The following is a 26763-nucleotide window of genomic DNA, read 5'->3' as shown; positions in this document are numbered from 1 at the left end:
CAAGGGAATTTTTACCCCAGGCTATGATGAGTAGTCGATTGAGATAAACCTAGGGAGGCTGTTGTGGCTGTCACAGCAAATGTCGGAACCATCTTTCCTGTGGTGTGGGCGGGCGATCGGGTGCAATTAATTGACCAAACTCGCTTGCCAGAACAGTATGAACTCCGGGAGATCACCACGGCAGCGGAGATGGCCACCGCGATTCGGACGATGATTGTCCGGGGTGCACCCGCAATTGGTGTGGCAGCAGCCTTTGGCATGGTCTTGGGAGCACGGGAATACAGGGGCAGCGATCGCGAGGGCTTCTTAATCCACCTTGAGAATATTGCTTCGCAATTACGCCAAACCCGCCCGACCGCAGTGAATTTATTTTGGGCGATCGATCGCCTGCTAGCCGCAGCCCAACAACCCACCCCCACCCTTGAGGAACTGCAGCAACACCTCCTTGAAACAGCACAAACTATTGCCCGTGAAGATGTGCAAACCTGCCAAGCCATCGGCAAAAACGGCCTTGGTGTTCTGCCGAAAACTCCCGAGAAATTGCGCCTCCTTACCCACTGCAATGCGGGTGCTCTAGCAACAGCAGGCTATGGAACAGCCTTAGGGGTGGTTCGGGCAGCTTGGGCGGCGGGTCGCTTAGAGCGGCTCTATGCCGATGAAACCCGTCCCCGCCTTCAAGGGGCCAAACTAACTGCTTGGGAATGTGTCCAAGAGGGCATTCCCGTCACCCTGATTGCTGATACCATGGCCGCCCACTGTATGCAGCGGGGGATGATTGATGCTGTGGTCGTAGGGGCGGATCGCATTGCCCTGAATGGCGATACCGCCAACAAAATTGGCACCTACAGCGTTGCCCTGGCCGCCAAGGCCCACAACATTCCTTTCTTTGTTGCCGCGCCCCTTTCGACAATTGACACCAGCATTGCCACTGGGGCGGAAATTCCCATTGAGGAGCGCCACCCCCAAGAAATTTATCAGGTGGGGTTTAGCCGTATTACTCCCGCTGGCGTGGATTTTTACAATCCTGCCTTTGATGTTACCCCTGCCCATTTAATTAGCGGCATTATCACCGAGCTAGGGGTCTTTGCTCCCGTTGATCTCGCACGGGGAATTGGTGCAGTATCAGGCTAATCGTGGCAGACTGCACGGACAATAGCCCCTGCTATCGTGTCGGCAGGATAGCTTCTTTTACCGCTCCAACTCCAGCCGTAATACTCACTTTTAACGTCGTAAGGATCACAGGAGGCAGTTGCCCTATGCCAGTAGTCATCTCCACGGGTGGAGAGCATAAAGTCAACCTGGGTTACGCCATGGCCATTGGTGTAAAAACGACGGGAGTCCATGTCGGCGGTGTAAACACGACCTCTACTATCGCGAGCCACTTCCACTTCCTGTTCTGCCCAAGCAGGCGGCACGATCGCCAGACCTAGGCTGAAGGTGGCTGCCCCCACCAGGGCGATATAGGTCCGAAACATTGTCAGAAACCTCTTTCTTTGCTCCCACGATCGTAGCAACTGTGCTAAAACATCGTTATTCTCAGTTCAAAAACCTTTATAGAAAAAATGGTGTCCTCGCCCTCTCCTTTGACCAGCACCGATCTCAATGCCCTGGCTGAACGTATCCGTATGGCAGCGGCCCAAGCCAATGGGAATGTCCATGATCTGTTGGCACTGCTGCGGCTTTTGGAGCAATTGCACCGTGAAATTTGTGATAATCAGTTTCAGGCAGCCTTGCCCACCAATCGCCAAGCCCTCTATAAACTACTGCGGGATATTGAAACCAATGGTGGCTGGCCCTACATTCCCCGTAAGCGTCTAGAGTCCTTTTTGGGACTGGTTCAAGAGGCATCCGATCCCCATGAACGTTGAACGTTGGCTGATCCGGCAGGAGCCCCGGTGGCTAGAGCTAGAACAACTGCTCAACCGTGCCGAAATTGAAGGAATTCGGGGCTTGTCAGCAGCGGAAATTTGCCGCCTCAGTCAGTTGTACCGCCTTGTCAGTGCCGATTTGGCGCGGGCAAAAACTCGCCGCTTGGGCAGTAGCATCGTCAACTATTTACAGGGTCTCACCTTGCGGAGCTACAGTCAGATCTATCAGAGTCCGCACTCCCAAAAGGGGCGCAAGGTCTGGTGGTTTTTTCAGCGGGGCTTCCCGGCGGTTGTCCAGCAAACATGGATCTATACGGCCTTGGCTTTGGGGGTGTTTCTGGTGGCCGCTGCGATCGCTTGGGGCTATGGCTGGCGCGATCGCCAGTTTTTGGAACTGCTGGTGCCCGCAGACATCCTCTCCCGCGTGGAAAAGGAGGGCAAGCTGTGGACGGGAGCAATTGTGGGGATTGAACCCTTGGCCTCCAGTGCCATTATGACGAATAACCTGAGTGTGGCTTTGGCAACGGTCGCGGGAGGCATTCTGGGCGGCCTGGGAACCCTCTACATCCTTTGGAACAATGGTCTGCACATTGGGGCGATCGCTGCCCTTGTGGCACAACACAACTTAGGGTATCCCTTTTGGGCCTTTGTCAGCCCCCACGGTGCCCTCGAGCTGCCTGCAATTTTTCTGGCCGGCGCAGCTGGTTTGCTCCTGGGGCAGGCAATTCTCTTTCCAGGGCGCTACCCTCGCCTTAGTGCCTTGAAACGCAATGGTACCTTAGCGGCGCAACTGATGTTTGGAATTGTGCCACTGCTGGTGATTGCGGGTATTATTGAGGGCTTTTGGTCACCCAATCCTCTGATTCCCAACGCTGTGAAGTATCTTTCCGGTCTAGGGTTGTTTGCTGCCTTAGGGGTTTATTTGGCTTGGCCCATAGAGCGATCGCCCACGGGTGAGAGAAAATAGAAGGATGCTTTATTGACGTTTAGGCCGATCGCGAGAACACTATGGCAGAAAATTGGCGCAGTCGCATCATCACAGAAGGCATTCAACGCACCCCCAACCGAGCCATGCTGCGAGCCGTGGGTTTTGGTGACGAGGATTTTAACAAGCCCATTGTGGGGGTGGCCAGTGCCCACAGCACAATTACGCCCTGCAACATGGGGATTGCTGCCCTTGCCAGTCGCGCCGAAGCAGGAATTCGGGCCGCGGGAGGGATGCCGCAATTGTTTGGCACCATTACGGTCAGCGATGGTATTTCCATGGGCACTGAAGGGATGAAATACTCTTTGGTCTCGCGGGATGTGATTGCTGATTCGATTGAGACTGTCTGTAATGCCCAGAGTATGGATGGGGTGCTGGCGATCGGTGGCTGTGACAAGAATATGCCTGGCGCCATGATTGCCATGGCACGGATGAACATTCCAGCCATTTTTGTCTATGGGGGTACGATTAAGCCCGGTCATTGGCAGGGGCAAGACCTTACGGTTGTCAGCGCCTTTGAGGCCGTAGGTCAGTTTAGTGCCGGCAAAATGGATGAGGCAACGCTCCATGCCATTGAACACCATGCCTGTCCGGGGGCGGGCTCCTGTGGCGGGATGTTCACAGCCAATACGATGTCCTCGGCCTTTGAGGCCATGGGCATGAGTTTAATGTATTCCTCAACGATGACGGCGGAAGATGCCGAAAAAGCTGACAGCACTGAGTTGGCGGGCAAGGTGCTGGTGGAGGCAATCCGCAAAAATATTCGCCCCCGTGACATTATTACCCGCAAATCCATTGAAAATGCCATCAGTGTGATTATGGCTGTGGGGGGATCCACAAATGCCGTGCTGCATTTTCTGGCGATCGCCCACAGTGCCGAGGTTCCCTTGACCATTGATGATTTTGAAACGATTCGCCAGCGGGTGCCCGTTCTCTGCGACCTCAAGCCCTCGGGTAAATACGTCACTGCGGATCTACATCGGGCAGGGGGCATTCCCCAAGTCATGAAAATGCTCCTCAATGCCGGATTGCTCCACGGGGATTGCCTAACGATTACTGGAGAAACCATTGCCGAGCGGCTGCGGCATGTGCCCGATACCCCCGACCCCAACCAAGATGTGATTCGTCCTTTTGATCAACCCTTGTATGCCACGGGTCACCTGGCTATTCTCAAGGGCAATCTAGCCAGCGAAGGTGCTGTAGCCAAAATCTCCGGGGTGAAAAATCCCCAAATTACCGGGCCTGCCCGCGTCTTTGACTCCGAGGAAGACTGCCTTGACGCCATTCTGGCGGGCAAGATCAACCCCGGCGATGTCATTGTCATTCGCTATGAAGGCCCCGTCGGCGGTCCGGGGATGCGGGAAATGCTGGCTCCCACCTCTGCCATTATTGGTGCGGGTTTAGGGGATAGTGTTGGCCTCATTACCGATGGTCGCTTTTCCGGAGGCACCTATGGCATGGTCGTCGGTCATGTGGCGCCGGAAGCGGCAGTTGGTGGGACGATCGCCCTTGTGCAGGAGGGAGATTCGATTACCATTGACGCCCATCGGCGGCTCCTACAACTGAATGTCAGTGAGGAAGAACTGGCGGCGCGGCGGGCTAAATGGCAGCCCCCTGCCCCTCGCTACACCCGTGGTGTCTTGGCTAAATATGCCAAACTAGTGTCCTCTAGTAGTCTGGGAGCGGTGACGGATCGCTTTGTCTAGGAAGGCGACAGTTCTTGCAAAAGTTCTTGCAAAAAGGCCTCGATGCCAGCGCGATCGCTCGTTTGCCGCGGATAAACCATCGGCGGCCGTTGCAGCGTAATCAGCTTCACCTGCAGTTCATGGGCAAGGGTTTGCTTGATCTGCTCACTCTCGGTACCCGAGGCCTTGGTGACCACCGTTGTAATTTGCCACTGTTGCCAGAGGGCACGCTCTAGCTCCCGCGACACAGGTGGAAAAATGGCAACTAACCGCTGGCGATCGAACCCCGCTGCCAAGGCAGTTTCTAAGGCGGCTACCGTGGGCAGAATCCGAGCAAAAAGGGTCGCCTGCCCCTGAAGGGGTGCAAAGGCCGCTAAATGCTTGACCCCTAGGGTCAGTAACACCCGTTCACCCACCAAGAGGTTGCTGCACAGCAGGGTTGGCAAATCCGTAACCAGACCGGTGGTGGGAGCAGACTCTGGGCGTTCAAAGCGCAGGTAGGGTAACCCCAGTTCTTGGCTGATGGCCACAGCCAGGGTGGAAATTGCCACCGCAAAGGGGTGGGAAGCATCCACAACCGCTTGAATAGAGCACTGGCGGATAAACTCACGGGCGCCCTGGGGGGTAAAGCGCTCAACATGGCAGTGTAGGAGGGAATGGGGGGCATAGAGATGGCAGGCCGCAGGAGTCGTCACGGTTACCCAGCAGCGGATGCCATAGCCAACAATGCACTCAGCAATCCAGCGGCTCTCCTGGGTACCGCCAATTAACCACAGGGAGAAAGCCACACCTATCCTAGGAGGGCACGGCGAAAGTTCTGACGGTAGGACTTATTCAACAGCAGCGGCAACCAGAGCACACTGAGGACAAAGCGGGATTGACTGTAATAGGTGCGATGAAAACCCTGCCAAAAGCGCAGCGCAATAAAGAAGTAGAGAACAATGGCAGCAAGACCAAGGAGTTCCATAAACACAGCCGTGAATCTGAACTACCACTTCCACATTACTGGATTCTCTGGATCCAGGGTGGCAATAACTGGCTGGCTAATTTCATCGAGCATGGCCAAGATGGACCTATCCAACGGCAGATCCGCCGCTTTGATATTTTCCCGGACTTGTTCTGGATGGCGGGCACCGACAATGGCACAGGTTTGTGGCTGATGGAGGAGCCAAGCCAATGCCAAGTTCCCTACCGTTGTGCCTAAACTGGTGGCAATGGGCTTCATTAACTCAATCGCTTCAAGGGCACGGGCATAGGTTTCCCCCTGAAAGAGTTGGTTTTTAGAGCGGTTATCTTCGGGTTCAAACTGGTGACCCGGACCAAAGCGCCCCGTCAGCAGCCCTTGGGCAAGGGGAGAATAGGCTAAAACCGTAATCTCATGCTCAATACAAAAAGGAATTAATTCTGCTTCTGCCCAGCGCCAAAAGAGGGAATAGGGGGGCTGGACGCTCTCAATGCGTCCATACTGCATTGCTTCAGCCAGTTGGGCACGGGAGAAGTTGGAGACACCAATGGCACGGATTTTGCCGGCCGCTTGCAACTCCACCATTGCCTGCATGGTTTCCTCAATGGGCACGATTTCTGAGCCAAAGGAACCGGCTGGCCAGTGAATTTGGTACAGATCAATGTAGTCGGTGTTGAGGTTACGGAGCGATCGCTCGCAGGCGGCAATCACGTCTTTGTAGCGCAAGTGGTTGGCAAAGACTTTCGTTGCATAGACACAGCGATCGCGCAAGTCTCCCACGGCTGCAGCCACAATCCGCTCTGAATGACCCTCCCCATAGACTTCAGCCGTATCAATCGTGGTCATCCCTGCTTCCACAGCCGCACGAATGGTGCGAATAGACTCTTCATCTTCAATGCCAACCCACCAACGCTTGCCCGCTTGCCACGTGCCAAGAATTAGGGGTGTGATTTGAATCTCTGTGCGACCAAGGGAACGGGTTTGCATACCATCATTGAATCACTGCAACAGTAGGCGTCTTGGGAGGATAGGGTGAATGTTGTAACAAAGTTGATGGATTTGCGCCGAACTATAGTAATGGCAATCCTGTTGTGCAAAACGCTATTGTCACTCTACCGCGATCCGCCATCTCCTGCAACTATAGAGCTTTTTCAGGGGCTAGTGCTGGGAGCTAAAAGCTGCTCATCAGTCTAACGGCTCAGAAAAATGACCATTGTGCTGCCATAGGTTTTAGTGCGTTGCTGCTGCCAGCCGATCGCCAGAATCCCCTCTAGATCGGGTGGATTTTTTGTGCGACACTCAACGGCAATTTCCCCCTTAGGATTGAGACGCTCCTCCTGCCAAAGCAACTGGAGAACGGGTAGATATAAATCACTATTGTAGGGGGGATCAAAGTAAATCAAGTCAAACTGCGGCATCGGGACTTGAGGCAACTTCTGGCGCACATCCCCCCGCAAAACCAGGGTGCGCTGATGGGGTTGGGCAAGGGCTGACCAGTTTTCACGAATGATTTGGCAGGCTTGGGGAGACTGCTCAATACCCACTACCCACTGGGCACCGCGCAGTAGGGCTTCCGCTCCCATTGCACCGGTACCAGCACATAAATCTAGCCAGCAACATCCCTGTAGGCGACCCTGCCAGATATTGAAAATCGCTTGGCGAACTTTGGCACTTGTGGGACGGGTACGGTGACCGGGAAGGGTTTTGAGCGATCGCTGGCCCGAAATTCGCAAAGGCATATTTTTAAGGTAACGGCTTGAGCCCAAAATAAAAAGCCCTAGGAGTCTTGCCGTGTTTCGACCCTAGGACTTTTGTTTGCGAATCACTCCTCACTAAGTCAACCATACTCTGGGTATCTGGGAACCTGTAGAGCGGCACATGACACTTTCTCAAGCGGCACCTGTTTTCTAGGGGAAGGGTGCTGACTTCACTGTCGTGGCTGCTTTGATTTGGGTACATTGTTCAGTTACCTCATCCATCAACAAAAGACTCTGGCCCGTTGCGCCGATCCAATCATTGAGTTTTATTCAGGTAAAAGGCTGCTGTTGTTCCAGAGAACCAGTGTTCTTGCTCGTGTTGGTCAGTTGGTAAGATTTAATATCGTATGAGATAGTTAGACTTATAAAAGTCTTTTAATGAGATTAAAAATCCCATAGGAGTGGAGCTAAGGGAATCAGAACAGAAGCGCCTTGCTGCTGCGCTAGAGCTGTCTAGGGAAGCAAATCAGGGAAACACTCGATCTCAGGTGATCCCAAACTCTAAGCCCAGTTGAGAGGGGCGATGCTCTTCTCCTTGGCCATCGGTCATTCGCGGTAGCTAAAGCTGTGCTGCCTTTAGCTCGGCTGTAGAAGTATTAGCCGTCGATCGCAAGAGAGCCCAAGGAAGCGCATCTGATGTGCTTGACTGGTTTTGGTTGACCGATTGTGGTGCCGCCATAGAGCAAATTTCTCAACGCTTTTCCTAGAGGGGGTTTTAGCGGCTCTAGCTCGAATGATGGACTAAAGTTGGCCCAAATTTCCTTGCTGTCCAATCTCCCCTACTCAATTGAGCAAAAAGCCAGCAAATGCTATCTTAGATAAGTTATCGGGATGTAGCGCAGCTTGGTAGCGCACTTCGTTCGGGACGAAGGGGTCGCAGGTTCAAATCCTGTCATCCCGATTGGTCAGCACACAACTGTTAAGATAGGTAAGAAATACCCTAGGATTGTGTTGTGCTATGACCTCGGCTGCATCCTCAGTTGCCCGTTCTGATTTAGCAGAATTGCGCCGTCTCAAATCTCTCTTGCCACCAGAGCTGCAAAGCTGGGTGATGATCGAACCAGCCAGTGGGGTGAATCCTCCCCTCATTACCTGCGAGGAAATCGGCAAAGATGAGGTGGAAATTCAAATTGATTTAGCACGTTGGGATCAATTGGCCAAGGATCAGCGCAACCTCCTCTTTTGGCATGAGGTTGCCCGTATTCAAAATGACACGATTCCTCGCGATGGCTGGGAAATGGCCGCACTGGCGATTGGTCTGGGGGGGGCTGTGGGAGAACTTTGGGTACAGGATGGCCTACTCCTGCTCCTTGCGCTTGGGCTGTGTGGCTTTTCGGGCTGGCGGCTTTACCAGCGCAATAATGGTGAAAAGGTTCTCAAGGAAGCTATTGCCGCTGATGAGCGAGCGATCGCCCTTGCGACGCGTTTTGGTTACGAGCTGCCCAACGCCTACAAAAGCCTTGGCAGTGCCCTCAAGCTCCTGATTGAACAGGCCCCCAATCGTCGCCAACGCAAACACTATGAGCTGCGCCTGCAGGCCCTGAAAAAGAGTGCAGCCAAAGCGAAGGCTCGCATGCAGGCCATGCAAAACGACACTCCAGCAGGATCCTAGTCATGGCTCGCCCAAAACGCCAACTGCTGCTGCCAACCATCATTCTCCTGTGGACAGTGGCCAGTCTAGGGTTCATGGCCCAGTGGAATTTACATCCGGTGCTGCGGTACTATGGCTGGGTCTTTACGGCTCAAATTGCCTTTTTGCTTTTCTTCTTACCACAGATTGGGCGACAGCTTCGGGGTGTTCAACGTTCCCAAAAGAACGATAGTCTTCCCTAAGTAACGCCAAAAAACCTCGATCAGGGCGATCGAGGAGAGGAGGGAGACTAAAGGAATTTATTGAAATTAATTCTCAATGGCTGGATTGAGAAAAGTTTCTAGCTGCTTGAAATTAAATCCCATGGCTCGCAGGGCGTGCCACAGGTGACCCTGTAGGAAGAAAAAAGCAAGGAAGAAGTGGGCATTGGCCAGCCAGGCACGGGAAGTATGCTGCCCAAGGGGCAATTCAATGGTGTCTGCGAAGTAGGGCGCAATTCCTAGCTTGACTTCTAGGGGGGGTCCGTAAAATTCGACGGGATAGGCGAGGGTATTCACTGCGCAGAAGTAGGCAGCCACAAACCCCGCCAAGGCAATTCCCCCAAGTGAATAGGAGAGAATCGCTTCAGCATTAAACATCAGCAGCTTCCGTGCCCAAGTCAGCGGCGGCACAAGAATGTGCCAAATGCCACCGGCAATCAGCAAAATGGCAATGTAGATATGTCCTCCCACTAGGTCTTCCAAACTATTAATGCTGGCAAAGTGGGTTTGATAGCCATAGATGACAAAGGGATCCAACGTGGGCTGGGTTATCAAGCGTACCGTTTGCAAATTGGCATCGTACAACCCACCCCAGATGGTTGCTTTGAGAACTAACAGCAGGGCACCGAACCCCAAAAAGAGCAGATGATGTCCCAAAATAATGCCCAGTTGTTTTGGATCATCCCAGCGGAAGTGGAAGCGACGGGCCCGACCAGTGGCTGTACTGAGATCATGGGGGGCACGAAAGGTATGGAAGAGCGCACCGGCACCTAGGACAGCAGAGGAAATCAGATGCACTGCCCCAATCACAAAGTAGGGGTACAAATCCACAACTTTACCCCCCTCGCCGATGCCAAACCCCAATGTTGCTAGATGGGGCAACAAAATCAGGCCCTGTTCACCCATGGGCAGATCCGGTTTGTATTGGGAAATTTCGTAGAGGGTAAAGGCACCTGCCCAGAATACGCTCAGAGCGGCCTGTGCCACATGGGCGGCAATGAATAACCCTGAGAGGTTTACAAATCGGGCATTGCCGGCCCACCAATCATACTTGACATTGGTTTGACCATAGGTTTGCAAGCCGGCACTTGTCACAGTGGTTGGAGATTCACTGGCGATCGCCATCCTGTCCTCCTTTGATAAAAGAGCAGAGATAAAAGAGCAGACGTCAAATCGGAGCTTATTGAATATCTGTCTCAATAAGCCCTAGGGCTACTATAGCAGATTATTGAGAATTAATAGCATTTAGCAAGAACGTAAATATAAAGATATGTAACAGATATGTAACTGACGGCCAGGGGCGTTGTATTTCCAGAAACTTGAGAAATGTAAAGATAAGGCAGTAGGGTAATAGCAACGGGCTATTGGCGGCTAGGTATGGCCATTTTGCTTTATCACAATGACGTGGCAACAGCAGCAACATTGGTCTCCATCTTGACCACTGCGGATCATCGGGTGGATGTCGTTGCTCAATCGGAAGACCTCTGGGGATTACTGGCCAGTAGTCGCTACCCTCTGCTGATTGTGGATGAGTCCCATTTGGGCGCAGCAGTTGAGGTCTTTTGCCAACAGGTGCGCGATCGCGGATTTCAGGAACCCATTTTGATCCTCGCGCGCAAGGAGAGGTCGACCCAGCCAGAAACCCAAGTCATTTATTGTCGCTATCCCTGTTCAGCGGCAGTCCTCCTCGAAATTGTCCAGCAACTCCTGAGCGCGATCGCCACCGCCAAACCCCAGCAGAATCTAGATTCTGGGCTGCCCCTTGTCCTCCATATGGACAACGACACTGAGTTAATTCGCTCCCTTGAGGAGCGCTCCGCTGAGGGTGGATTTCGCTACGTCGCCATGGATAGCTGGCCGCTGGTCAGTACTTTCCTTGAGGAGTGCTGGCCCAATGCCGTCATTCTCAATCCTGAAGTGATGCCCGATGAGGTAACCACCCGCGAGTTTTTGCAGCAATTGCGGCAGCATCGTCCGCCTATCCCGGCACTGGTGTTTACTGCCCGTGACACCTGGCGCGATCGCCTCGCCGCCATTCGCCTGGGTTCGCGGATGACCCTAAGTAAGCCCGTTGATGTCGAGCGGCTGTTGCAGACCCTCGAACAGTTACTGCAACCGCAAGAGATGACCTCCGCCAGCATTCTGGCTGTGGATGATGATGCGGTCACCCTGGCCATCTTGAAACGGCTTTTGGAACCTTGGGGAATGAGCGTCACCTCACTTCAAGATCCCGATCAATTTTGGGATGTCCTAGAGACCACCAACCCCGAATTGGTGATTCTCGACGTCCAAATGCCGGGCATCAACGGCCTAGAACTCTGCCAAGTTGTGCGCAATGATCCCCGCTGGAATCAGTTGCCCATTCTCTTTCTCACGGCAACCACTGACCCAGCCCTTGTCACCCAACTTTTTGCTGCGGGTGCCGATGATTTTGTCAATAAACCCATTGTCGGCCCTGAGCTCATCACACGGATCATTAATCGCCTAGAGCGCACCCGCCTTCTGAAACGTTTAGCAGAGGTCGATCCCCTCACAGGACTGAGCAATCGGCGTAAAGCCACAGAAGACATTGAACGCTTTTTAACCCTTGCTAGCCGCCAACAGCAAACCCTTTGCATTGCCGTTTTAGATTTAGATTATTTCAAACGCATCAATGATACCTACGGTCACGATGTTGGCGATCAGGTATTGGTGACGACCGCTCGGATGTTGCGACAGTCCCTGCGCATGGAGGATGTGGTCGCTCGCTGGGGAGGAGAGGAATTTTTAATTGCCCTGTATGGTATTTCCCTTGAGGTGGCCAAACACCGCCTTGCTATCTGTTTACAGCGATTGCGGAATCACACCTTCCACGCCCCCAACCATCACAGCTTTAAGGTGACTTTTAGTGCTGGTATTAGTCAATTTCCCACCCATGGGCAGAGCTTAGTGCAATTGGTGAAGATGGCGGATGATGCCCTCTATGCTGCTAAGGCAGCAGGACGTTCTCAAATTATGACGGCCCTAAAGGAAATGCCCCCAGAACTTGCCAATGCCTCCTCCCAAGAGCAATAAGCTATCCTAAAGAAACAGGCGCATGCTCAGTACAACTGCGCACCAGCACCGTTGACCGTCCTAAATGTATGACCTTTGAGGCATCCCCTGCGCAAAGTGCCACGATTCTACTAGTAGATGACGACCCCAACCTTGTCCTGTTGGTCAAGGATTACCTTGAGATGCAGGGATATCGCGTGCTGACCGCAGCCCATGGCAACGAAGGTCTGGCAATGCTTCAGCAGCAGACGCCCGACTTAGTTATTTGTGATGTGATGATGCCGCAGATGGATGGCTATAGCTTTGTCAGTGCGGTGCGACAACAGACACACCTCAGTTGGTTGCCAGTGCTCTTTCTCTCAGCTAAGGGGCAAACCCACGATCGCATTAAGGGGTTGCAAACCGGCGGTGATGTTTACCTGGTCAAGCCCTTTGAACCGGAGGAACTCCTAGCCCAAATCCAAGCCCTCCTCAAACAAACGGCTCGCCTGCGGGAGGCTCAAGGACGACAAGCCCTCCCTGGACCTACACCACCCCCTGGTATTGAACTCACCCCCACAGAAACCCGAATTCTCCAATATGTTGCCCGCGGAATGTCGAATCGTGAAATTGCTGCAGAGCTACACGTGAGTCAGCGCACCGTGGAAAGTCACGTCAGCAATATGCTAGGGAAAACCGGCTGCCACAATCGCACCGAATTGGCTCGCTGGGCGATCGATTATCATTATGTGTGACCTGCACTCTTGATGAGCGGCAGCCGCAAATACCTTAGCTGCTGTAACTCGCCTGTGTCACCGCTGCAGGTGCTCCGCCAGTAGGGCTTGGGCGCGGGGTTTATAGAGTAGATGGAACAAGGCTTCCATGTAGCGCATCATGTCTTCGCGGTTTTCTTGGGAAGAGAAGTTCCAGAAGCCGTAGATCTTGGCGAGGGAGAGCAGGCGGGTGCAGTGAATTTTCCAAGTGTAGGTGCTATAAACCCGCTCGATACCGGCTTTGGAAATCCGTTGCCACTCCTGAGGATCGCGATCGCAAGCCTCCAGAAAGCGGACGATGGTTTCGGCCATTTCTTCTAAGTGGGTTGGGTTGATATAAAAGCCATTCACCCCATCTTGGATAATTTCCAGAGGGCCACCAAAGCGCGTACCGAAGGTGGGCAGACCACTGATCATTGCCTCGAGAATGGTCAAGCCAAAGGCTTCAAACAAAGCAGGCTGGACAAAAATCCCTTGGCGATCGGCAATAATGCGATAAATCTCCCCCGAATCTGCTTTCGGTAAACGAATCCCTAGCCAGCGAATTTTGCCGTGGAGATTGTATTGGTGGATGATTTGGTAGAGCTTCTCAATCTCGGCAATTTCCTCGCGATCGCTGGAGTCTGCGGTGCGTAACTTGCCCGCCACCAAAATTAAGTTGCAGCGCTCCTGCAGTGCTTTGCTGCGGCCAAAGGCTTCCGCGAGGCCAGTGAGGTTCTTAATCCGATCCAGCCGTGCCATCGAAAAGAGGGGGCGTTTTTCAGGAGCCTCCAAGTAACCATAGATCTGCTGCGGGTCTTCAAGGGTAAAGAGGAGTTCCTCTAACCGCTGGCGATCGCCCTCTAGTCGCTCCGTATAGTGGTAGTAGGGAAAGTAAACTTGTTCATTGACCCCCGGTGGCACCACATTAAACTTCGGGCTAAAGAGTTCAATGCCATTCACCACATGGTACAGATCGGGCATTGTAAAGGACTGATAGGACTCGTACTGGCCGATGCTGTCGGGTGTGCCCACAATCTCTTGGTAGGTACTGCTGATAATAAAGTTGGCGGCATTCATGGCAATCAGATCCGCCGTAAATTGCAGCGAGAAGTGATACTTATCCTCCAAATCCTGCCAGTAGAGGTTACTAAAGAGGTATTTAGATTTCTCAAGGGCATGGGCAATGTTGCACTGGGTAACCTTCAGTCGCCGCGCCAACAGGAAAGCCACCAGGTTGCCATCGGAATAGTTGCCAATAATCAAGTCGGGGACATGGCCAAACTCAGCTCGCAACTCCCGCTCCGCATCAATGGCAAAGGTTTCCAAATAGGGCCAGATTTCAAAGCGAGAAATCCAGTTTTGCGTCACCTTGGGGTTAAATTCCCGGAAGGGGACCCGCAGGATCCAAGCATCATTGGTACCGTAGATTTTCTCTAGGCGTTGGTTGCACAGCGTTCCTTCCGCATTGGGAATCAGGCGAGTCAGGACAATAATTTTAGGCTGTGCCTCCAGTACCCCCAACCCTGCCAGTTCTAAATCTTCCCGCATTTGTTTTTCAAGGCTCTTTACCTGGTCGAGGATGTAGACCACCTGCCCACCGGTGTCGGGTCGCCCCAGCACCCCCTCTTGGCCAAACCAGCCGTGGGGAGAAATCAGGGCAATCCGAAAGAGCATGGGAATCCGCGAGACAAAGGCCTCCAGCACTTGGTGATCGGGAGAATCCAAGAGTTGATCCAAAATTTCTAGGGTGTCGCGCACCCGGGCAACAGTATTGCCCCAACCCGGCTCAAAGCCGAGATTTTGCAGTTCAAAGCGAAACTCACTATAGGCCTCGGTGGGGGGGCGATCGCTCAGAACTACGAGAGCTTGTTTGACCTGTTCTGAGAGGTGTTGAGGAGAGCGAATCCGCTCATTAATCAGGAGTTGATAGCCGTTGTAGCGGTGAATTCGCAAAAAGTTAAAGAGGTTTTGCTGCCACTGGCGCGGGTCTTGGAACAGCTTACTAGATAAGTAACGATTGAGAAATTCCACCCCCTTACCGATATTCTTGGCATCGCGGATGATCGGCGAGTAGTCGTAGAAAGGCTGGACATCAATTTCAAAAACATCCCCCTCGTTGGGATGATAGTGATTGACAAGGCGATCGCGCAGATCCAATAGCTCCGGGATCGTCATCGGCACAATTGTCAAATCCTCCACCAGCAGCCGACACACCTCCTGTTGCGCAATCCGTGGCCGAACAATCCAGCACAGACTTTCGTTGTCAACAATGATCTCTTGGGTGTAGAACACCAGCTTACTGAGGCGCGATTCTGAGGGTGGAGGGACAGGTCGCTCTTGATCGCGACAGTAATCCGCAAAGGCATCCAGAATATCATTGCGCAGGAGATAACGTTTTTCCCCTAGTTGCAGAATGCGAGAAAACTGACGCAGATCGGCACGTTCATCACTTTCAACAACGGCTTTGAGGAGCACACAGGTCATCGGCACACTCAGAATACGGCTTTTACTTGAGACGGCAGAGGGACTCAAGTCGTTTCTATTCTAGGTTTCCCCCTCCATAGGGTCAATTTTGCACCAGCGATCGCCGGATTTGGCCATAGTTCCAAAAACCAAACCACAACCACAACAGCAATAGGCCACTTGTCAGTCCTAGGACCGGCGCAAGACCAAAATTGCGGATCAGAATCGGTGCCGCAGCGGTAAATAACCCACCCCCGACAATGGGCTCAAAGAGAATTTGCTTGTAGGCAAAACTTTCCAGTGCCCCCGATTGATTATGGGGATCTACCATACGAATCAGCAATAATCCAGTAGATGTCACCCCCATCGATTGCCCCATATCACCAATCCCGCGCTCAAACCAAAACATGGGTAGAATTCGTGGCGCCAAATAGAGCATGACAAAGAGATTCCAACCGATTCCCCCCAAACTCAAGAGGAGAAAGGGGATAAGATTTTCACCAATGGCGGCTAAAGAGAGGGTGGCCAAGGCGGTAATAATGGTTACATCCAAAGCCACACCGCCAATGTGGTTAATCAGTGGCCGGCTAATCAGGTACTGTTTGCGCCAACGGGTGAGGATTAACTGCACAATAATGCCACCGATGAGCGCCAAAGGAAAGAGGGGCACATAGGCCATGAGCTTCAAACCCGTGTGTCCCCAAGTGACACGCTCTAAGAGCCGCAGGGCTTCCAGAATCACCCAGCCCACAAGAATCGCCAAGCCGACAAAACAGAAATTTAACGACAAAGGATCAATCAGTAACTCCCGCAGGAGTTGTTGGCGCCGCCGTCGGGTTTCTACGTCATCGTGGGGATGGGGGTCTGGATTCTCCTCAGCTTTGAAGTCTGCCAAGGGTTGTATCTGGAGGCGTCCCGTGCGCCGGGCCCAGTTAATCAGTGCCACCCCAAAAACCACCCCCGAGACCAAACCCACCGTAGCCAAGCCCAAGGCCATATCAGCACCAGCGCCAAAGTTTAACTCCCTAAAGGTATCGGCCATTCCAGCAGCCGTGCCATGCCCCCCCTCAAAGGTGATCTCAATCAGGGCACCAGCAACCGGATCCATGCCAAATATGGGAGTGAGAATCAGCCCAGTCAGCAGCAGTCCCACAACATATTGCCCCCAAGCCAGGATCTGACCAAAGGCGACCTGCGGTGCGGCTTTCTGCCAAATTTCTCGAGGGCTAGGGATGATCTCCCCTAAAAATAGACAGGCGAAAACAATGTTGATGAAAATACTCGGGGACTGTTTCCAAACTTCACGGATCTCTTCGGCAAAAAGGCCATTGACCAAATCCGAGTCGGGGGCAATGTGACTGGCGATCGCCCCCAGCACACCAGGGCCAAGGAGGAGTCCCAAGATACCCGCAATCACTGAACTGGGCATATAGAGGGATGCCATGAGTGCCCAACGCTGCCGCACAATCCGCCCCAACAGCAGCAAAACACCCATGAAAATAAACGCCCAAAAAACGGTCATCAGGCTAAACATCTGCGACGCCAACTCCTAAAGATTGCCGTGATCATAGAGCCTGCAACAGCAGGACTCAACCCCTCAAAAGTTCGTGGCGGCGCAACCAATCCAAAAGTAGGCCATTGAGGCGATCGGGCTGTTCATCGTGGGGGCAGTGCCCGCTGTGATCTAGCTCCACCACTTCCAGTCTTGGTTGGACCTGTGGAAACTGCCGGCTAAGCATTGGGGGAATGAAGCGATCCTGTTTTCCCCAAATCAGTAATAGGGGTTGGGACACACTGTTGAGCATCCTCTTGGCGCTGGGTCCGAAGTCTGGACGGCTCATGGCGCGAATGATTTGCACAAAGGCGCGATCGCTATGGCGGTCGTAGGCCGGGCTAAGCAGAATTTCCAGCAATTCATCATCCACACAGGCGGGGTTGGCGTAGGCCAACTGTGCCCAGCGCTTGACAATGGCGGGTTGGCGAATGGTGTAAAACAGGGCCCGCAGCAGCCAAGGGGCGGTAAAAATCTGTTCAATTGCCCCCACAAGGGGCGCGATCGCCCGTGGAATCAACTCTTCGCGCACGGCTGGATCCGGCAGACTCAACATCACTACTCCCGCCGCCATCTGCGGGTAGTGGTAGGCACAGGTGAGGGCAATCAAGGCGCCAATGGAGTTGCCAACCATCACTGCTGGTTGCCCAACAATTCCTTGCCAAAAGGCGTGCACCTGAGCCGCCCAAAACTCAGCACCATAGGCAGCAACGGGCTTTTCGGCTGCCCCCAACCCCATCAAATCAAGGGCATACGTTGGCTGATACTCTCCTAGCAGCCGTAAATTGTACCGCCAGTGCCGTAGAGATGCCCCAAAGCCGTGCAGCAAGATCACAGGAGACCCCCGATGCCCCTCAGAAGCGGGTCGCCAAAAACCATAGCGACTCTGCCAGCCCCGCCAGCACCATTCCCGCTGGACGCCATAGCGATAGGGCTCCACCAGTTGTCTCCTGTACCTATTCATCCAATAATGACTTCTATCTTATGAAGTTTTGCAACAGATTCATCCAGAGCCAAAAGGAGTTTGACCTTGAGTCCATCCGCAACCGTACAAACAAAGGACGCGATCGCCCCCCACGGCGGCATCCTTGTCAATCGTATTCTGTCCCCGGCACAAAAACAGGCTTGGCTTGCCCGCGCCGATCAATTGCCCCGCGTCACCCTCGATGAGCGAGCTGTCTCTGACTTGGAACTCATTGCCATTGGTGGCTTTAGCCCTCTGACGGGATTTATGGGACAGGCCGACTATGAGCGAGTTGTCGAAGAAATGTATCTTAGCAATGGATTGCCTTGGTCAATTCCCATTACCCTCTCTGTCAGTGCTGAGGTGGCGGCTCCCTTGGAAATTGGCCAAACCATTCGCCTAGATAATGCAGCGGGTCAGTTTTTGGGAATTCTTGAACTCACCGAAAAATATACCTATGACAAACGCCGTGAGGCTCGCTGTGTCTATCGCACCGAAGATGACAAACACCCCGGGGTTAAGGTGGTCTATGAACAGGGAGAAGTCAACCTTGCAGGTCCGATTTGGCTCCTAGAGCGACATCCCCACCCCCAATTTCCCAACTATTGCATTGATCCGGTGGATTCCCGTGCCCTTTTCCGCGCAAAAGGTTGGCGGACGATTGTTGGTTTTCAGACCCGCAACCCGATCCACCGCGCCCATGAATATATCCAAAAATGTGCCCTTGAAATCGTTGATGGTCTCTTTTTGCATCCCCTCGTGGGCGCCACCAAGGAAGATGACATTCCCGCAGACGTGCGGATGCGCTGCTATGAAATTATGTTGGAGCACTATTTTCCCAAAGATCGGGTGATTCTAGCGATCAATCCGGCAGCCATGCGCTATGCAGGGCCACGGGAGGCAATTTTCCACGCCCTCGTCCGCAAAAACTATGGCTGTACCCATTTCATTGTTGGTCGCGACCACGCTGGCGTGGGAGATTACTACGGCACCTACGACGCCCAACAGATCTTTGATGAATTTGATCCAGGGGCCTTGGGCATTATTCCCCTGAAGTTTGAGCATGCCTTCTACTGCACCCGCACTCAGTCGATGGCCACCAGTAAAACGAGTCCCAGCAAACCCGAGGAGCGGATTCACCTCTCAGGAACTAAGGTGCGGGAAATGCTGCGCCGAGGAGAATTGCCGCCTCCAGAGTTTTCACGGCCAGAAGTTGCCGCAGAACTGGCACGCGCTATGCGACAACCGCAACTTAGGCCATAGCCTAAAAAATAAACGAGGGGGTCAAGCTGACGGCAGCAAGACCCCTAAGAAGTTAGCAACGACGATAGAGTAACTCAACAACTAAGGTGGACAAAACGTGGTTTCAGCTGGCGACTCAAACCCCCACTCGGTGATCTTAACCGATCAGGCTTGGAGCATGGACACTAGGTACTGAATTGCTGTCAACGTTGACGACCTTGGAGATTGGGAGGTTACCTAGCTTTGCCTTAACTCCCATGGACAACAGAATGGGGATGTCGGCAGTAACCACAGCAACGATAAGGCTGGATAAAGCGAGAGGACAAATACACAACGGTGAAGCTCAAAAGATTATTTTTGATGTTACCCGCAAGACAGGAGTGAGATTGATCTTGGAGTAACTTTGCTTTATCCTGAACTCAAGGACTGGGAGGCACAAGCCTTAAGTTCACTCTTATCGTTGACCTTTCTTTTTGTGCCTACTTTTAAGTTAGCATAGCCCTTTGGGAATCCTCAAATGTTAACTGAAAATTCAATCTCTGAAATATTCCTTAACTGATTCTGCAATATGCTGTTAGATTGAGTGGTTGCGCCCTTTTGGTGCTATTTCCCGACCAAACCCGACCGAATGTTATCTGTGCTTTTCACAGTTGGGGCGATCGCCCCCAGCTCATAAAAAACTGCACCAGCCCCATGATGGCCATTTTGGCGGAGCTGATGCAGAACTTTACTGGTGATTTTTACCTGTAACCTCTCTCCAGGGATTCTTCTTGCGGAAGAGGGTCACTAGCTCTTACGGGAGGGTGTCCCCGTGAAGGGCTGTGCTCCTGTGGAAGGATAGTGATCATTGCGCGGGGTGAAGATACGCCCAAATGCCTCCATCAAAAAGACCATCATACTTTGCAGTTTCTCACGTATTGCTCTTAACATAGGTCAACTCCTAAAGAAAGCGATTTAGGCTTTAGCCTTTGGCTGCATGGGTGAATACCACAGGAAGCAGTTGAAACTTGCTCTAGCGGAGCAACGGGATCGGGCTTTGCCTCAGGGTTATTAGGTACAGCCCTTTCCCCATCAATCGAACCCACTCACAACAGGGAAGCGCCTATCGGCGAAGATTGTTTTCCCTCCTGCAGCCCATCGATCGAAAAGAACTCTAAAGGCTGTACTTTTAGTTTAAAAAATTAAACCCGTTACCTGAGAGAGTTTGAGACAATTTTTTATATCCTGAATAAGGAAGTTATTCATTTGTGAAATTCTGTTCTAAATCAGATTCCACCCATGACCTTTATTCCCCCTCTTTCTGATCTTTCGCTGCGCTCCCAGGTGGCGCAAATGGTGGTTGTGCGAGCCAGTGGCTACCGCTACGATCGCCAGATTCAGTATCCCGCTTGGGAGCCGCCCCACAATACCTTAAAACACTGGATTAAAGACTGGGGCGTTGGCGGCGTGATTCTCTTGGGGGGCAGTGCCGTTGAAGTGGCAGAACGCTGTCAGCAGCTTCAATCCTGGGCGACGATTCCACTACTGCTGGCAGCGGATCTTGAGGAAGGGGTCGGTCAACGCTTCAGTGGTGCGACGCAATTTCCGCCGCCGGCAGCTTTGGGAGCCATTGCCAAAAAGAACCTCCCACGGGCGGTTGAGCTTGCTAGGGCAATGGGAGCCCACACCGCCGCTGAGGCTTTAGCCATTGGGTTGAATTGGGTGCTTGCCCCAGTCGTGGATGTGAATAACAATCCCGCGAACCCAGTGATTAATGTGCGTGCCTTTGGCGAGGAGCCAGACATTGTGAGTGCTCTGGCAACGGCTTTCATCGAAGGGGCACGTACCTATCCAGTGCTGACAACGGCAAAACACTTTCCCGGCCATGGGGATACGGCAACGGATTCCCATTTGGCATTACCGGTGATGCGCCACGATCGCGATCGCCTGCAAGCCATTGAATGGCCGCCCTTTGTTGCTGCCATTGCCGCCGGCGTGGATAGCGTTATGAGTGCCCATGTCCACCTACCTGCCTTGGATGCTGAGCGGCCCGCCACCCTCTCTCCCCCAATTCTCACGGGAATTTTGCGCCAAGAGATGGGGTTCAGGGGTCTGATTGTCACCGATGCCCTTGTCATGGGGGCGATCGCCAACGCCTACGGTACCGCCGAAGCCGCCGTCAAAGCCGTAGAAGCCGGTGCCGATATTTTGCTTATACCCCCAGATCCCCCAGCAGCCATTGAAGCCGTGGTTGCTGCCGTTGAGTCAGGGCGGATTCCTTTTGCCCGCATTCAGGCTGCCGTAGCCCGCATCCAAGCCGCAAAGGATCGCCTTCAGCCCTTGGCATTGCAGTTGGACTATTTGCAAACCACACCAGCAGTTGAGGTAGCCACCACGATTGCCCAAGAGAGTCTTGAGCGTGCCGGCCCAGCCTTGCCAGCAGTGACCTCTGGGGTCAATTGTTTGATTGTGGATGATGCCCTGCAGGCGAGTTTTTTAAGCCACACCTCGCCAGCCCTCACCCTGCCTCCCACTTGGGGATTTAGCCAACGGCTGGTGATTGATCAGCAAACACCGCTAACAATGATTGCGGGCTTGCCCAAGGCACCGACTTTCGTGCAGGTGTTTAGTCGCGGCAATCCTTTCCGCGGCAAAGCGGGTTTAAGTGCGCCAGCGATCGCCACCCTCGAACGCCTCCACACCCAAAATCAACTGGCGGGTCTGGTGGTCTATGGCAGTCCCTACACCTACCGCGAGATGACCCAGTGGCTTCACCCCGACGTGCCCCGCGTCTTTAGCTATGGACACTCCAGCATCGCCCAAGGTCTGGCACTGGCGTACTTACTAAAGGTTTCTTGATCTTTTGTCCGGAAATCCATAGGGAACCCCTATAGTGCTTTCACATCCCTAGAGAGACCTCCCTAGGATTTGGCGCCATGGTGACGTTTCCTACTGCGGCTGGCTTGACGACTCTCTACACAGTTACCACAGACGTTCTATGATGGCGATCGCCCCCTTGCGATGTTCAGCGAACCCCCTGGGGAAGATCTGCTATTTAGTGACGCTTCATGACCGAGAAACCCCGTCCCCGCAAAAAAAATCGCCCGCCAGCAAAGCGCCCGCCGCGCCTCCAGCGACGCACGCCAGCTCAACCACTTCAGAAAGCACCCCCAACTGCCCCGGCGGCGGATGCCCCCGAACTCCTCTATGGTCGCCATGCGGTGCTCTCAGCCCTTGAAAGTGGCCGCCCCTGCAACCGTATTTGGGTGATTCCTTCGCTGCGCTACGATCCGCGTTTTCATCAGCGCTTGAATGAGGCCAAACAGCAGGGAGCAATTATTGATACCGTGACCCCGGAGCGCCTCGATCAACTCTGCCAGCGGGGACGACATCAGGGGATCGCCATTCAGGTGGCTGCCTACAATTATTGGTCCCTTGAAGATCTGTTGGCCAAGGCTGCAACCGTGAATCAACCGGTGCTATTGGCTGCCGATGGCATTACGGATCCCCAAAATCTTGGTGCGATGATCCGCACTGCAGAGGCCCTAGGGATGCAGGGGGTGATTATTCCCCAACGACGGGCAGTGGGCATTACCGCAACCGTGGCCAAAGCAGCCGCAGGCGCCTTGGAGTATTTGCCCGTGGCACGGGTGATCAACCTCAACCAAGCCCTTGAAACCCTGAAGGCAGCGGGGTATTGGATCTATGGCCTCTCGGAGCACGGCGCTGTGCCCCTACCGAAAATCACCTTCGATCGCCCCACCGTTTTTGTGGTTGGCAGTGAAGGGGAAGGGATTAGCCTGCAAACGCAAAAGCACTGCGATGAAATTGTCGCCATTCCCTTGGCAGGGCGCACCAATAGCCTCAATGCCTCAGTGGCGGTGGGGATTGCCCTCTACGAGATCAATTGTCAGCGATCGCCCGCGTGGGATCTAACCCAGGAACCCCGGGGCTAGGACACCGTTGCCACAGAGCGCAGGGCAAAAATTTTATTGAGAACCTCCTCAACCACCTTATCGGGGGTGGAGGCACCAGAGGTAATGCCAATCGTGATCGGGCGATCGGGCAGCCAGTTTTCAGCCACAGTGGGATTCTGATGCAGGGGCTTGTGCTCAATGCGATTCCCCGGTCCAATGCGATCGGCAGAATCAATGTGGTAGGAGGGAATCCCATGCTCAATGGCAATTTCCTGCAGGTGGGTGGTATTTGAGGAGTTGTAGCCACCTATTACGACCATTAGATCCAAGGGTTCCTTGACCAAGCTGAGCATTGCATCTTGGCGTTCTTGGGTGGCATCGCAAATCGTATTGAAGCTCATGAAGTGCTCATTGAGGCGATCGGGCCCGTATTTTTGGATCATCGTCCGCTCAAAGAGTTTGCCGATTTGCTCTGTTTCCCCCTTGAGCATCGTTGTTTGGTTGGCAATGCCGACCCGCACCAGATCGCGATCGGGGTCAAAGCCAGGGGAACAGGCCTTGGCAAACTTGGCCATAAATGCGGCGCGATCGCCCCCGTGGAGGATGTAATCGCAGACATAGCGGGCTTCCTCTAGGTTGAGCACAATCAAATAGGTGCCGGCAAAGGAACTGGTGGCAATGGTTTCCTCGTGGTTGTATTTACCGTGAATGATCGAGGTGAAACTCACCTTTTTGTGCTTCTCAACACTGTGCCACACCTTCGAGACCCATGGGCAGGTGGTATCCACAATCGTGCAGCCGCGCTCATTGAGCAATTGCATTTCTTGGACACTGGCCCCAAAGGCCGGTAAAATCACCACATCCCCTGGGCGCACCCCACTAAAGTCCTTTACCCCATTCACAACGGGGATAAATTCCACAGCCATTTGCCGGAGGCGCTCATTCACGGAGGGGTTATGGATAATTTCATTCGTGATCCAAATGCGCTCTGTCGGAAAGTGGGTGCGGGTTTCATAGGCCAGGGCAACCGCACGTTCAACGCCCCAACAAAACCCAAAGGCTTCCGCTAAGCGAATCGTCACATCCCCCTGCTGCCAGCGATAGCCATTGGCGCGGATCTGCTGAATCAGAGAACTTTGATACTCCCCTTGGAGCTGCTGGTTCACTTCCTCGCCGTGGCCAAAGCCTTTGCGGTGGTAGTTTTCTGAACTGTGTAGCGATCGCTTGAATGCGCGGGTATCCATTGGTTCTCCTCTGAGGCAATCTGATGGTATTTTGCCACACCCTAGAGAGCAACCATGGGGCTGACCCCCCGTTGGGCTAACTCCTGCACCGTTGCTCGCGCCCAGCGATCGGCGGCCAAAATATCCTCTAGGGTGGGGTTAGGAATGTTTTGGGCAGAGTAGCGATCGCAGACCATCTCAATGAGGCGGGGAATCTCAAGGAAGGCAATCGCCTCGGCAATAAAGAGGGCGACCGCCTGTTCATTGGCGGCGTTGAGGACTGCCGGCATGGCCCCCCCTGCCCGACCCGCCGCATAGGCCAGTCCCATACAGGGATACTTTTGGTGATCGGGCGATCGGAAGGTCAAATCCCCTGCCTTCACTAAGTCTAAGGGCGACCAATTGGTGGGGATGCGTTCGGGCCAAGAGAGGGCATACAACAAGGGCAAGCGCATATCCGGCCAGCCCAACTGCGCCAGCACCGAGGTATCTTGCAACTCAATCAGGGAGTGAATAATACTTTGGGGATGGATGACAATCTCGATATTGTCGTAGTCCATGCCGAAGAGGTAATGGGCTTCAATCACCTCTAGGCCTTTATTCATCAAGGTTGCCGAGTCCACAGTAATTTTTGGCCCCATCGACCAGTTGGGATGTTTGAGGGCATCGGCCACCGTCACCTGGGCGAGTTTCTCCACGGGCCAATCGCGAAACGCGCCTCCTGAGGCCGTGAGAATGATTTTCCGCAGTCCGCCTTCAGGCACCCCCTGCAAACACTGAAAAATGGCAGAGTGCTCAGAATCGGCAGGCAGCAGCTTGACACCGTACTCCTGAAGCAATGGCAAGACCACAGGTCCACCGGCAATGAGCGTTTCCTTATTGGCTAAGGCAATATCTTTGCCCGCTTTAATGGCGGCGATCGTCGGTACCAGACCGGCACAGCCGACAATGCCCGTGACAACAACCTCGGCATCTCCATAGGCGGCCACCGCTGCAATTCCCGCTTCTCCAGCCACCAGTTGCGGTTTTTGGGGCAGATCGGCCAAGGCCGCCTCTAGCTCCGGCAGTTGTTCAGGATCGGCAATACTGACAATCTCAGGCTGAAATTGGCGAATTTGCGGGATCAGTCGCTCCAGGTTGCGCCCAGCAGCAAGGCCAACCACACGAAAGCGATCGGGATATTGGGCAACGATGTCAAGGGTTTGCGTACCAATGGAGCCGGTGGAGCCAAGGAGATTGAGTGCCTTCACAATTTTGGGGGGAGCGTCAGTGGACACCTTAATATCTACCGCAGGAGGGGACACAAGGCAAACCCATACCTATTCCGATGAGAATAGCAACAGGCGTTTCTTGAGTCTTTCCCAGGTATGGTGTTACCCCTTTCCCAACTGGTGCAGCAATTGAATGATAAAAAGGACGAATTTCTCAGGTATGACACTGCCTTTGCTGAGGTGCGGCAGGCCTATCAGGAGGCCCTAGCCAGATGGCAGCAGCAAACAATTGCCGATATCACCGCTGCCATTGATCCGCAGATGACAGATTGGGGGGCACGTCCCATTGAACCTTGGAATCAGGGGTGGCGCATTCCCTTGGGGGTACAGTGGCCCCATCGGCAGGCAGCACGGGAGTGGGCAATGACCCAACTCATGGAGGTGACCACTGTTGCGGTGGATGGCTCCCAGATGGTTCCCAGTGAGGAGCTATTTTTGCCCGTGGGTGTGGTACAGGCGGGCTGGTTCCTCAATCACCATCGGCGCGATCGCCCCTACGCCAAGGAAATTGCCCTTGAACTGATTACACCAGCGGAACTGCGCCAAGCAGAAACAGAACTGGCGCAACCCCAAACCTACCGCCTCCACGAGCGCTACATCCACCTGCGCCGCTTTGAACTGGAATTAAAAACCCTACGGGAGCGCATGGCGGAGGTAACGGCACCCGCGTTGCTCTTGTTTGATGGCTCCTTTGTGGCCACGTTTGCCGAGTCCTATACCCCCCAATGGCAGGGACGATATGTGGCGGCTCTCTGCCAGACCCTAGAGGCTAGTCGGCAGCAACGGATTCCACTGCTTGCCTACATTGATGGCTCCCAAGCCCGGGATTTAGTGACCCTGTTGGCACATCTGGATCGCCTCGCCCCTAGCCTCCACCTCTGCGATGCCCAACTCTTGAACACTGTTTTGACCCAGTGGGGCGATCGCTCTCCCCTGTTTCTGTGCGATCGCGGCGGCATCCTGGAAACGTATGGGCCTTGGGCCAAGGGCATTGGCTTTTGCTACCTCAAGGCCCATCAAGGCTATCCGGTACGTGTTGAACTCCCCCTGTGGATCTACGAAGCAGGACAACTGAATGCGGTGATTCGCTGGCTCTGTGGCGAACTGATTACGGGTCAAGGTTATCCCTATGCCCTTGAGGTTGCCGATCAAGTGGCCGTTCTCCAGGGGAGCGATCGCCAGGCGTTCCTCAAGCAATTACAAGTCTGGGCAGCGGGCGTGGGCATGGAACTGCGTTTTAGCCGCAAATGGGTGAGTAAGCAGCAGCGGCGCTAG

At 53.7% G+C, this 26763-nt stretch carries 24 protein-coding genes and 1 tRNA gene; 13 read left to right on the top strand and 12 right to left on the bottom strand.

Annotation, left to right across the window (positions count from 1 at the left end; translation table 11 throughout):
- Nucleotides 1-63: 63 nt before the first annotated feature.
- A complete protein-coding gene (mtnA, locus tag TLL_RS05360) occupies nucleotides 64-1131 on the top strand; it encodes an S-methyl-5-thioribose-1-phosphate isomerase (RefSeq protein WP_011056904.1) in 1068 nt (355 codons plus the stop codon).
- Here mtnA and TLL_RS05355 read toward each other — a convergent pair.
- Nucleotides 1128-1475: a hypothetical protein gene (locus TLL_RS05355; RefSeq protein ID WP_011056903.1), complete on the bottom strand. Its 348-nt coding sequence runs from the start codon at nucleotides 1473-1475 to the stop codon at nucleotides 1128-1130. The genes mtnA and TLL_RS05355 overlap by 4 nt on opposite strands.
- 87 nt (nucleotides 1476-1562) lie before the next feature.
- Here TLL_RS05355 and TLL_RS05350 point away from each other — a divergent pair, with 87 nt between their 5' ends.
- From TLL_RS05350 to ilvD, 3 genes are read left to right on the top strand one after another with little or no spacing between them, the layout of a single operon-like run.
- Nucleotides 1563-1868: a hypothetical protein gene (locus tag TLL_RS05350; RefSeq protein WP_011056902.1), complete on the top strand. Its 306-nt coding sequence runs from the start codon at nucleotides 1563-1565 to the stop codon at nucleotides 1866-1868.
- The gene (locus TLL_RS05345) at nucleotides 1858-2835 is read left to right on the top strand and encodes a stage II sporulation protein M (RefSeq protein WP_011056901.1); all 978 of its coding nucleotides are present in this window, start codon (nucleotides 1858-1860) and stop codon (nucleotides 2833-2835) included. The genes TLL_RS05350 and TLL_RS05345 overlap by 11 nt, the downstream gene beginning before the upstream one ends.
- A 41-nt stretch (nucleotides 2836-2876) precedes the next feature.
- The gene (gene ilvD, locus TLL_RS05340) at nucleotides 2877-4559 is read left to right on the top strand and encodes a dihydroxy-acid dehydratase (RefSeq protein WP_011056900.1); all 1683 of its coding nucleotides are present in this window, start codon (nucleotides 2877-2879) and stop codon (nucleotides 4557-4559) included.
- On the opposite strand, the gene TLL_RS05335 is transcribed toward ilvD, so the two are convergent.
- The 4 genes from TLL_RS05335 to rsmD all read right to left on the bottom strand — a co-directional run bounded on the left by TLL_RS05335 (nucleotide 4556) and on the right by rsmD (nucleotide 7241).
- A complete protein-coding gene (locus TLL_RS05335; RefSeq protein WP_011056899.1) occupies nucleotides 4556-5326 on the bottom strand; it encodes a cobalt-precorrin-6A reductase in 771 nt (256 codons plus the stop codon). The two genes, ilvD and TLL_RS05335, sit on opposite strands and share 4 nt — an antisense overlap.
- A gap of 2 nt (nucleotides 5327-5328) precedes the next feature.
- Nucleotides 5329-5505: a hypothetical protein gene (locus TLL_RS12635; protein ID WP_165442183.1), complete on the bottom strand. Its 177-nt coding sequence runs from the start codon at nucleotides 5503-5505 to the stop codon at nucleotides 5329-5331.
- A gap of 21 nt (nucleotides 5506-5526) precedes the next feature.
- Nucleotides 5527-6489, bottom strand: a complete 963-nt coding sequence (locus TLL_RS05330) for an aldo/keto reductase (protein ID WP_011056897.1) — start codon at nucleotides 6487-6489, stop codon at nucleotides 5527-5529.
- 203 nt (nucleotides 6490-6692) lie between these two features.
- On the bottom strand, nucleotides 6693-7241 hold the full coding sequence (rsmD, locus tag TLL_RS05325) for a 16S rRNA (guanine(966)-N(2))-methyltransferase RsmD (protein WP_011056896.1): 549 nt from the start codon (nucleotides 7239-7241) through the stop codon (nucleotides 6693-6695).
- 845 nt (nucleotides 7242-8086) lie between these two features.
- Between rsmD and TLL_RS05320 the strand changes: the two genes are divergently transcribed.
- The 3 genes from TLL_RS05320 to TLL_RS05310 all read left to right on the top strand — a co-directional run bounded on the left by TLL_RS05320 (nucleotide 8087) and on the right by TLL_RS05310 (nucleotide 9092).
- Nucleotides 8087-8160 (top strand) — tRNA-Pro (locus tag TLL_RS05320).
- 57 nt (nucleotides 8161-8217) lie between these two features.
- The gene (locus TLL_RS05315; protein ID WP_011056895.1) at nucleotides 8218-8871 is read left to right on the top strand and encodes a DUF3318 domain-containing protein; all 654 of its coding nucleotides are present in this window, start codon (nucleotides 8218-8220) and stop codon (nucleotides 8869-8871) included.
- Between the two features lie 2 nt (nucleotides 8872-8873).
- Nucleotides 8874-9092: a hypothetical protein gene (locus tag TLL_RS05310; RefSeq protein ID WP_011056894.1), complete on the top strand. Its 219-nt coding sequence runs from the start codon at nucleotides 8874-8876 to the stop codon at nucleotides 9090-9092.
- A gap of 66 nt (nucleotides 9093-9158) precedes the next feature.
- Here TLL_RS05310 and TLL_RS05305 read toward each other — a convergent pair whose 3' ends face one another.
- A complete protein-coding gene (locus TLL_RS05305; RefSeq protein ID WP_164921141.1) occupies nucleotides 9159-10190 on the bottom strand; it encodes a chlorophyll a/b binding light-harvesting protein in 1032 nt (343 codons plus the stop codon).
- Between the two features lie 297 nt (nucleotides 10191-10487).
- On the opposite strand from TLL_RS05305, the gene TLL_RS05300 reads away from it, so the two are divergent.
- Both TLL_RS05300 and TLL_RS05295 read left to right on the top strand, forming a co-directional pair.
- Complete coding sequence (locus tag TLL_RS05300) at nucleotides 10488-12164, top strand: diguanylate cyclase (RefSeq protein WP_011056892.1); 1677 nt, start codon at nucleotides 10488-10490, stop codon at nucleotides 12162-12164.
- A gap of 68 nt (nucleotides 12165-12232) precedes the next feature.
- Nucleotides 12233-12877, top strand: coding sequence for a response regulator transcription factor (locus TLL_RS05295; RefSeq protein ID WP_011056891.1), 645 nt, complete (start codon nucleotides 12233-12235; stop codon nucleotides 12875-12877).
- A gap of 57 nt (nucleotides 12878-12934) precedes the next feature.
- On the opposite strand, the gene TLL_RS05290 is transcribed toward TLL_RS05295, so the two are convergent.
- From TLL_RS05290 to TLL_RS05280, 3 genes are all read right to left on the bottom strand, one after another.
- Nucleotides 12935-15361 (bottom strand): sucrose synthase, encoded by a 2427-nt coding sequence (locus tag TLL_RS05290; RefSeq protein WP_011056890.1) that lies wholly within the window; start codon nucleotides 15359-15361, stop codon nucleotides 12935-12937.
- Nucleotides 15362-15443: 82 nt separating this feature from the next.
- Nucleotides 15444-16874: a sodium/glutamate symporter gene (locus TLL_RS05285; RefSeq protein WP_011056889.1), complete on the bottom strand. Its 1431-nt coding sequence runs from the start codon at nucleotides 16872-16874 to the stop codon at nucleotides 15444-15446.
- Between the two features lie 55 nt (nucleotides 16875-16929).
- Nucleotides 16930-17856, bottom strand: coding sequence for an alpha/beta fold hydrolase (locus tag TLL_RS05280; RefSeq protein WP_011056888.1), 927 nt, complete (start codon nucleotides 17854-17856; stop codon nucleotides 16930-16932).
- Nucleotides 17857-17922: 66 nt separating this feature from the next.
- Between TLL_RS05280 and sat the strand changes: the two genes are divergently transcribed.
- Nucleotides 17923-19119, top strand: coding sequence for a sulfate adenylyltransferase (sat, locus tag TLL_RS05275; RefSeq protein WP_011056887.1), 1197 nt, complete (start codon nucleotides 17923-17925; stop codon nucleotides 19117-19119).
- Between the two features lie 765 nt (nucleotides 19120-19884).
- On the opposite strand, the gene TLL_RS12630 is transcribed toward sat, so the two are convergent.
- The gene (locus tag TLL_RS12630) at nucleotides 19885-20028 is read right to left on the bottom strand and encodes a hypothetical protein (RefSeq protein ID WP_165442182.1); all 144 of its coding nucleotides are present in this window, start codon (nucleotides 20026-20028) and stop codon (nucleotides 19885-19887) included.
- 348 nt (nucleotides 20029-20376) lie between these two features.
- On the opposite strand from TLL_RS12630, the gene TLL_RS05270 reads away from it, so the two are divergent.
- Both TLL_RS05270 and rlmB read left to right on the top strand, forming a co-directional pair.
- Nucleotides 20377-21936, top strand: coding sequence for a hydrolase (locus TLL_RS05270; protein WP_011056886.1), 1560 nt, complete (start codon nucleotides 20377-20379; stop codon nucleotides 21934-21936).
- Between the two features lie 209 nt (nucleotides 21937-22145).
- Nucleotides 22146-23033 carry a 23S rRNA (guanosine(2251)-2'-O)-methyltransferase RlmB gene (rlmB, locus tag TLL_RS05265; RefSeq protein ID WP_011056885.1) on the top strand — a complete coding sequence of 296 codons (888 nt, stop codon included), beginning with the start codon at nucleotides 22146-22148 and terminating at the stop codon, nucleotides 23031-23033.
- Here rlmB and TLL_RS05260 read toward each other — a convergent pair.
- Entirely contained in the window at nucleotides 23030-24238 is a 1209-nt protein-coding gene (locus tag TLL_RS05260) for a 4-hydroxy-3-methylbut-2-enyl diphosphate reductase (RefSeq protein ID WP_011056884.1), read from the bottom strand. The two genes, rlmB and TLL_RS05260, sit on opposite strands and share 4 nt — an antisense overlap.
- 41 nt (nucleotides 24239-24279) lie before the next feature.
- Complete coding sequence (gene dxr / locus TLL_RS05255) at nucleotides 24280-25467, bottom strand: 1-deoxy-D-xylulose-5-phosphate reductoisomerase (protein WP_164921140.1); 1188 nt, start codon at nucleotides 25465-25467, stop codon at nucleotides 24280-24282.
- 117 nt (nucleotides 25468-25584) lie between these two features.
- Here dxr and TLL_RS05250 point away from each other — a divergent pair, with 117 nt between their 5' ends.
- Nucleotides 25585-26763 (top strand): DNA double-strand break repair nuclease NurA, encoded by a 1179-nt coding sequence (locus TLL_RS05250; RefSeq protein ID WP_011056882.1) that lies wholly within the window; start codon nucleotides 25585-25587, stop codon nucleotides 26761-26763.

This window comes from Thermosynechococcus vestitus BP-1, from assembly GCF_000011345.1.
In the GTDB taxonomy this organism is placed as follows: Bacteria; Cyanobacteriota; Cyanobacteriia; order Thermosynechococcales; family Thermosynechococcaceae; genus Thermosynechococcus; species Thermosynechococcus vestitus.
Note: the sequence above shows the minus strand (reverse complement) of the source record. Positions and strands in the feature narration are given on the sequence as shown.